Annotated in this window: 6 protein-coding genes; 1 reads left to right on the top strand and 5 read right to left on the bottom strand. The window is 64.4% G+C overall.

What is annotated here, in order from left to right; genetic code table 11:
* The 3 genes from AC1DX0_RS26740 to AC1DX0_RS26730 all read right to left on the bottom strand — a co-directional run.
* Positions 1 to 733: AraC family transcriptional regulator (locus AC1DX0_RS26740; protein WP_477357431.1), on the bottom strand; the 733-nt coding region annotated here is incomplete at its 3' end.
* Between the two features lie 274 nt (positions 734 to 1007).
* Complete coding sequence (locus AC1DX0_RS26735; protein ID WP_477357429.1) at positions 1008 to 1889, bottom strand: EamA family transporter; 882 nt, start codon at positions 1887 to 1889, stop codon at positions 1008 to 1010.
* Between the two features lie 185 nt (positions 1890 to 2074).
* Positions 2075 to 3160 (bottom strand): sensor histidine kinase, encoded by a 1086-nt coding sequence (locus tag AC1DX0_RS26730; RefSeq protein WP_477223670.1) that lies wholly within the window; start codon positions 3158 to 3160, stop codon positions 2075 to 2077.
* 252 nt (positions 3161 to 3412) lie between these two features.
* Here AC1DX0_RS26730 and AC1DX0_RS26725 point away from each other — a divergent pair, with 252 nt between their 5' ends.
* Positions 3413 to 3817 (top strand): host attachment family protein, encoded by a 405-nt coding sequence (locus AC1DX0_RS26725; protein ID WP_477223669.1) that lies wholly within the window; start codon positions 3413 to 3415, stop codon positions 3815 to 3817.
* 136 nt (positions 3818 to 3953) lie between these two features.
* Here AC1DX0_RS26725 and AC1DX0_RS26720 read toward each other — a convergent pair whose 3' ends face one another.
* Both AC1DX0_RS26720 and AC1DX0_RS26715 read right to left on the bottom strand, forming a co-directional pair.
* Positions 3954 to 5444: an efflux transporter outer membrane subunit gene (locus AC1DX0_RS26720; RefSeq protein WP_477223668.1), complete on the bottom strand. Its 1491-nt coding sequence runs from the start codon at positions 5442 to 5444 to the stop codon at positions 3954 to 3956.
* 10 nt (positions 5445 to 5454) lie between these two features.
* On the bottom strand, positions 5455 to 8227 hold a 2773-nt coding region (locus AC1DX0_RS26715; RefSeq protein ID WP_477357427.1), incomplete at its 5' end, for an efflux RND transporter permease subunit.

The following is an 8227-nucleotide window of genomic DNA, read 5'->3' as shown; positions in this document are numbered from 1 at the left end:
GCAGTTGCTGGGCGACACTCTGGGCCGAAATGGCAGGATCGGCGAAATTTTCCCGCATCTTTTGCAGGATGGCCTGCAGCCTTGCCGCGCGCAGGCCRCGCAGGCCCGCSAGKTCGGCGGYCTCGCCCTTGGCGCCGGWCGCCAGGCCGATSAGRTCGACGATCGTTTCGGTGGCATGGSYGACAAGATCGGGYGARACCAGAKCGGGGCCRGYTTCCAGRAAGCTGCAATAACGCTTGAGCATGTCGAGCGCCTCATTGTCGGCACCGATGGTCAACGCCAACCGGTCCTCGACATGCGTGAAGGCATTCTCCAGCACGACGCGCGGCAGCACCACATTGGCCCAGACATTGTTGTCGCCGCCCGTCATCTGCAACGCCTCCGAAGCCGAGACAAGTGCGGCCTCGCCCTTGCCCACACGATAATCGCGGCCGATCTGGGTGCCGCTGAGCACCGTATCGCCATTGTTGACCAGCAGCAGATAGCCGTCACGGCCGTCGGCGGCGATGTTGCTCGCCTTGCGGCTGGCATGCCTGATGGTCCCGGCCATCTGCCCGAGCACCAGCGGCCCGACGGCCGTGGCCTCGATCGCGGCCTTAAACGACAGCTTCTCGGAGATCGTATATTCGACCGACCATATTTCGGCGACGTGGATGTCCTGCCAGAGCGCGAACCGTGCGTGCTGGTCCAGATGCGACGGCAGGTCGACCGATGAAAAGACATTGTTTTGCAAGGAACAACCAGACCTTTTTCACGCGCGCATATTCACTTTGTTGTGCACCGTATTGGACCAGATAACGCTCTGTCCAGAGCTGGAAATACTTGTGCGCCARGCGACAATTTCATTGCCGTTCTGGACAAGGATCTTCCAGCTTCGATTGATCCGGCGTGGGGATTTTCGGAAATACACGCACAAGCCAGCAGAACCGGCGACGCCCGGCCTCATGCGGTCTCTACGCAGCATTTACCGCCGAGACGGCGATGGCAGCGACGAGGAAGCCACGCCCCTACTCCGGCGAAGGCACCGGCGGCTTCGAGGTCAGCGCCGTGCCGGCGGCCGCGACGATGACGGCGGCAATGCCGGCCAGTTGTGGTGGGGTCAGGCTCTCGTGCAGGAACASGAASCCGGCCARTGCGCCGAGCSCCGGYTCCAGGCAGGTCAGCGTGCCGTAGATGCGGGCCGGCATGCGGGTCAGCGCCACCATCTCCAGGAAGAACGGCAGCGCGCTCGAAAACAGGCCGACGAGCAGCGCGCTGACCAGGATCGAGGGCGCCAGCAGACCCATGCCCGCTTGCGCCACGCCGAAGGGCAGCGCCAGCACGGCGGCGATCGCCATGCCATAGGCGGTGGTGCGGGTGCCAAGCTCCGCGCCGGCCTTCTGCGCGAGCACGATGTAGAGCGCCCAGAAGCCGCCGGCCGCGAGCGCCAGCATCACGCCCACGGGGTCGAGCGGCTGCAACGAATGGATGAAGGGCGAGAGCAGCACGATGCCGGCGACCGCCAGCGCGATCCAGGCAAAGTCGCTGGCGCGCCGCGAGGCCAGCGTCGCCACCAGCAGCGGCCCGGAAAACTCCAGCGCAACCGCAACGCCGAGCGGAATCCTGGCGAGCGCGGCGTAGAACAAAAGGTTGAGCGCCGCGAGCGTCACGCCATAAGCGACCAGCCACGGCAAGGTGGCGCGCGACGGCCGCATCTGCCAGGGCCGCAGCACCGCGATCAGCATCAGCGCGCCGATGACCAGCCGCAGCGTCGTCGTGCCTTGCGCACCGATCTGTGGGAACAGCGTCTTGGCGAAAGTGGCGCCGATCTGGATCGACACCATGGCCCCCATTAGCGCCGCGACGGGCAGAGGCGCCGCTTCGCGATTGGCAACCGGCATCGATGTCACTTCTTGTCACCCTTCCCTGCCGTGCCGGGCATCCGCGCGACCGGTGGCATGGCTGGCAGCTATGGCCTCCCCGGGCAGGCCTGTCGTGAGGCACGGGAAGACAGTCGGCTGGGGCAAGCGCGGGCATAGGCCCGGAAGTCGGGGAACCCCTTCCGCCATTCACGGCATTGGTTGGGGCTGCCTGCCTAAGCGGCGGCGGCAACAGAGCGCTTGAAGACGATGGTGACCCGCGTGCCCTCGCTGGCGCTCGAATTCACGTCGAATTCCGCCTTGGCGTTCTCGGTCAGCGAACGCGCGATCAGCGCGCCGAGCTTGCCGGGCTTGGGCCAGGTCTCGCCTTCCGGCAGGCCGATGCCGTCGTCTGCGATGACAATACGGCAGCCATCGCCGTTGACGATGCTATGCAGCGTGATCGTGCCGCCGTCGCGCCCTTTGAAGGCATGCTTGAGCGCATTGGTCAAAAGCTCGTTCACCACCAGCCCGGTCGGCATGGCGACGTTCACCGACACCGGATAGGTATCGACCTTCATGTCGAGGCGAATGCCCTCGACCGCATGCGAGTTCATCACCGCCGACGCGATCTGGCTGAGATAGACGCCGAGGTCGACCTCGTCCTTGTGATCGTCGCCCGACAGCGTCTGGTAAAGGATCGCCAGCGCGTCAACGCGGCCGGCCAGCCTCTCGAAACGCTTCTGGTCCGGCTCGGTCGCGTTGCGCGTCTCCAGCCGGATCAGCGCGGTGATCATCTGCAGATTGTTTTTCACCCGGTGCTGCAGTTCGCGCAGCAGCGTGTCTTTCTCGCGCACGCGTTCCTCGACGGAGCCTGCATCCTCGGTCTCGCCATGGGCCGAGACGTCGACCAGCGCCACCAGCCGGAAGCAGACCTTGCCATTGTCGTCCTCGATGACGTTGGAATAGGCGTCGACGATCGCCGGTGTATCCTGCGCCCTCTCCAGCCGGAACGTGCCGACGAAATCGGTCTCCTCGACCACCGCCTCGGACAGCATGCGCTCCTTCTGCTGGTGCAGGCCGGTGCCGGCAAGTGCCGCCCAGTGCTTCTGGGCGAGCCTCGCCGCCTTCAGGCCCGACAGTTTCTCGAATTCCGGATTGGCATAGACGACACGCTCCTTGGCGCCGAGGTCCGAAACGGCAATGGCGATCGGCACCTGATCGAGGAAYTTCTTGAACTGTTCGCTYTCMAGCGCGCTGGCAAGGTCCGGCGTATCGAGCAACTGCTCGACCGCTTCGGACTTGTGTGTATCGGATGTCATCTGCGGCGCCTGTGCTGTGCGTGGGCACCATCAGTATCAGCGATGCGATCAGGTCGCTATCGCCAAAGCGTGCCGCCGTCGCTGCCCGTCTACCAGCTCACGTCCTGCAGACTATGCGGCCGCGACAGCGCGTCGAACTCAACACGTTGGAGGCAAGTTCATGGAACGCCATGCCAAGTTGGGGCGTTTAGGCTGACGTCAGCAGGCCATCAATTGGATTTGGTCAGCGACTGGCGCAATTGGAGATCGACAATGGATATTCCCAAAGGCGCGACCGTTGCAGTGGCCGACGGCGAAAAGCTGAACCTGTTTCGCAACTCAGGAGACGAAGCCAATCCAAAGCTGACGGCCTCGGCCGTCGAAGACGTGACAAATGACAACAAGGGGTCCGGCGCGCGTCATCAAAGCAGCTCTGCCAATCCAGACAACAGTCAGATCGACGAAGATAGCTTCGCGGCAGGAACAGCCGAGCTTCTCAACCGACAAGTGCTCGGCGGTCAAATCGCCAACCTGATCGTCATTGCCGCTCCCCGAACGCTTGGGGAACTGCGCAAGCATTACCATCAGAAACTGTCGGCGGTGCTTGTTGGCGAGATCGCAAAAGATCTCACCGGGCATTCGGCGCAGGAGATAGAAAAAGTCGTTGCCGCTGCCTAGATGGTCAATCTGGCCTTAGACAATCCCTGCATGTTCACCGCCTGAAGTCTCTCGCCGCAAGCAGTTGGCGAGAGCACTCCACTTGATTGCCCTCAGCACGATATCGTCGGCGGCGAACACGCTCGACGGCAACTCATCACTGCGCCGCCATCTTCGCCAGCCGTGGTCCGGTCTTGACGTCGACGATCTCGGGCTTGCTGCTGTCGACCGTGCCGTTCCAGCCGCCGCCGAGCGCCTTGTTGAGGGCGATGTAGTTGGTCGCCAAAAGGACACGGCTTTGCAGCAGTGAATCCTCGGCCGAGTAGAGCGAGCGCTGGGCGTCGAGCACGTCGAGCAGGCTGGTCTCGCCGGCCTTGTAGAGCGTGCCTTCGAGGTTCGCCGCTTCGCCATAGGATTTCGCCGACGAGGCAAGCTTGCTGATCCGGATACGCTCCTGCGCCATCAGCACCAGCGCATTCTCCACATCCTCGAGCGCGGTCAGCACCGAGGCGCGGTAGGCGATGAAATACTGGTCGCGCTGGGCGCGGGCGACATCGGCCGCCGCCTGCAACTGCCCGGCATTGAACAGCGGCACGCTGAGCGACGGCCCAAACGACCAGCCTATCGACGAATTCTTGCCGAGATCACCGAGATTGAGCGCCGCCGTGCTGATGTTTCCCGTCAGGCTGACCGAGGGATAGCGCGCCGCCTCGGCCTGGCCGACCTTGGCGGTGTATTGCGCGTATTGCCGCTCGGCCATGCGCACATCCGGGCGTGACAGCAGGATATCGGCGGGAATCCCGGTCGGCATCGGCAGGCGCGGTGACGGGATCGGCTTGCTGCGCTTCAACCGCTCGGCGAGTGTGGCCGGCGGCCGGCCGGTGAGCACCGACAGGCGATGCACCGCCTCGGCATAGCTTGCCTCCAGCGTCGGCACCGCGGCTTCGGTGCTGGCCGCCTGCCCCATCGCCTTGGCGACATCGGCCGCCGTTGCCGAACCTGCCAGCGCCATGGTGCGGGTGAGTTCGGCGGTCTGCCGCTGCGACACGGCCGAACGCCGGGCGAGCGCGATGCGAGCCTGGTAGCCGCGCGCCTGGGTGTAATAGGACGCGACATCGCCGACCAGGGTCAGCAGTGTCGAACGCAGTTCCTCTTGCGCCGCATCGACGCCGTAGCGAGCGGCCTCGACGCCCCTGCGGTTGGCGCCGAACAGGTCAAGTTCCCAGCTGGCGTCGAAGCCGGACTGGTATTCCGCGTAGATGGAATTGGTCCCCGCTGTGGTCTCGGCCGACTTGTTGCGCGTCACCGAACCGGAGCCGTCCACGGACGGCAGCAATGTGCCGGCGCTCTGGCGATAGCTGGCGCGCGCCTCGCGGATCTTGGCCTTGGCGGTGGCGACGTCGAGATTGCCGGCGACCGCTTCCTCGACAAGCGTGTCTAGCTGCGGATCGCGCAGGCGCTGCCACCATTGCGACAGCTGCGCCGGCTGGACGGATTTCGTCGGCTTCTCGCTGCTCCAGTTTGCCGGCATCGGCAAGATGGGCGTCTGATAATCCGGACCGACAACGCATCCGCTGAGCAAAACAGCCGTAATCATGGGCACAATGAGCCGCCCCGCGGCCACCGGGCCACGTTCAAAACCTGTCATGGAAAGTCCCTTATTGCTGGTTGGCTGTCGCTGGCTTCTCGCCTGTTCCTTGCCCGGTATCCGGCCCAGTATCTGGCCCGATATCCTGCTTGGCCGCCCTGCCCTTGAAGATGCGCCGCACCGTGACGAACAATAGCGGCACCAAAAAGACGCCGATCACCGTCGCCGCGATCATGCCGCCCATCACGCCAATGCCGACCGAGTTCTGCGCGCCTGAACCGGCGCCGCTGGCGATAGCAAGCGGCGTGACGCCGAGGATGAAGGCCAGCGACGTCATCAGGATCGGCCGCAACCGTTGTCGCGCCGCCTCGAGCGTCGCCTCGACCAGCCCCATGCCGGCCGCCTGCCGCTCGATGGCGAACTCGACGATCAGGATGGCGTTCTTGGCCGCAAGGCCGATCGTGGTCAGCAGGCCGACCTTGAAATAGACGTCGTTGGTCTGGCCGAAGAGGGTTGCCGCCGCGAGCGCGCCAAAAATGCCGATCGGCACCGACAGCATGACCGCGAACGGGATCGACCAGCTCTCATAAAGTGCGGCCAGGCACAGGAAGACGACCAGCGCCGAAATCGCATAGAGCGACAGCGCCTGGTTGCCGGAAAGCCGTTCCTGGTGCGACAGCCCGGTCCATTCATGCGAATAGCCGGGCGGCAATTGCGCCACCAGCCTGTCGATCTCGTCCATCGCAGCACCGGAGCTTACGCCCGCGGCCGCCGCGCCCTGGATCTCGACCGCCGCCGAACCATTGTAGCGTTCCAGCCGCGGCGAACCGAATGTCCAGTGGCTAGAGGCGAAGGCCGAGAACGGCACCATGGCGCCGCTGGCATTGCGCACCTGCCATTTGTCCAGATCTTCCGGTTGCATGCGGAAGTTCGCGTCCGACTGCATATAGACCGGCTTCACCCGCCCGCGATCGATGAAATCGTTGACGTAGTCGCTGCCCCAGGCGCTCGACAGCGTGTTGTTGATGTCGGCGAGGCTGACGCCCAGCGCGCTGGCTTTCTCCTGGTCGATATCGATGGAGAATTGCGGCTGGTCCTCCTGGCCGTTGGGCCTTGTGGCGGTCAGCAGCTTGCTCTGTGCGGCAAGACCGAGAAGCTGGTTGCGCGTCTGGATCAGCGCATCATGGCCGGCGCCATTGACGTCCTGCAGGTAGAAGTCGAAGCCGTTGGTGTTGCCGAAACCCTGGATGGCGGGCGGGGCAAGCGCGAAGACCTGCGCATCCCTGATCTTGGAGAAGGCCCCCATGGCGCGGCGGGCGACCGCTTGCGCCGCCAGGGCCGGCGATGAGCGCTTGCTGAATTCCTTCAGCGGCACGAAGGCAATGCCGACATTCTGCCCGGCGCCGCCGAAGCCGAAGCCGGAAGCGGTGAAGACGCCCTGGACAGCGTCCTTTTCGTCGTTGAGATAGTGGTCGGTGACTTGCTTCAGCACACGCTCGGTCCGGTCCTGCGTCGCACCGACCGGCAGCGACACGCTGGTGATCAGGATGCCCTGGTCCTCTTCCGGCAGGAACGAGCTCGGCAGCCGGGCAAACATCCAGCCCATGGCAATGACGATTGCGAGGAACACGGCGAGGAAGCGCCAGGATCGGTTGATGATGCCATGCGAGCCGTCGCGATAGGCTGATGTGCCGCGATCGAAGACGCGGTTGAACCAGCCGAACGGGCCGGTCTGCGTGGCATGGTCCTTGGGTCGCCGCAGGATGGTGGCGCACAGCGCCGGCGTCAGCACAAGTGCTACCAGCACCGACAGCACCATGGCCGAGACGATGGTCACCGAAAACTGCCGGTAGATGATGCCGGTCGAGCCGCCGAAAAAGGCCATCGGCACGAACACCGCCGACAGCACGGTGGCGATGCCGACCAGCGCGCCGGTGATCTCGCCCATCGATTTTCGCGTCGCCTCTTTCGGCGACAGATCTTCCTCCTGCATCACGCGTTCGACATTCTCGACCACGACGATGGCGTCGTCGACCAGCAGGCCGATGGCCAGCACCATGGCGAACATGGTCAGCGTGTTGACCGAATAGCCGAACAGCGACAGCACGCCGAACGTGCCGAGCAGCACCACCGGTACCGCGATGGTCGGGATGATCGTCGCCCGCAGATTCTGCAGGAAGATGAACATCACCAGGAACACCAGCACGATCGCCTCGGCCAGCGTCTTGACCACCTCCTCGATCGACAGCCGCACGAAGGGCGAGGTGTCGTAGGGGTAGACGACCTCGACGCCTTGCGGGAAGGTCGAACTCAGCCGGTTGATCGTCGTGCGCACCGCTTCCGCCGTGCTGATGGCGTTGGCGCCGGTCGCCAGGTTGACGGCGACGCCGGCCGCCGGCTGGCCATTGTATCTGGCGGCCGTCGTATAGCTTTCGGCGCCGAGTTCGACGGTGGCGACGTCGTTGAGGCGAACCAGCGAGCCGTCGACCGTGCTCTTCAGGATGATGTTGCGGAACTGTTCGGCGGTCTGCAGCCGGCTCTTGGCCGTCACCGTGGCATTGAGCTGCTGGCCCTTGCGTTGCGGCATGCCGCCGAGCTGGCCGGCCGAAACCTGCGTGTTCTGCGCCTCGATCGCCGAAGCCACGTCGCTCGGCATCAGCGTGTACTTGGCGAGCTTGTCCGGATCGAGCCAGATGCGCATGGCATAGCTGGAGCCGAACAGCTGCGTCGAGCCGACGCCTTCGACGCGCTTCAGCGTGTCGTTGATGGTCGAGTCGACATAGTCGGCAAGATCGGTCGAGTTCATCTTGCCGTCGCTGGAGACGAAGCCGATGACCATCAGG

Source organism: Mesorhizobium sp. P3_A9 (genome assembly GCF_056402975.1).
Note: the sequence above shows the minus strand (reverse complement) of the source record. Positions and strands in the feature narration are given on the sequence as shown.

Excerpts from the sequence above, each read along its gene's own strand:
- AC1DX0_RS26720 (WP_477223668.1), bottom strand. The coding sequence starts at position 5,444 with ATGACAGGTTTTGAACGTGGCCCGGTGGCCGCGGGGCGGCTCATTGTG.
- AC1DX0_RS26725 (WP_477223669.1), top strand. The coding sequence starts at position 3,413 with ATGGATATTCCCAAAGGCGCGACCGTTGCAGTGGCCGACGGCGAAAAG.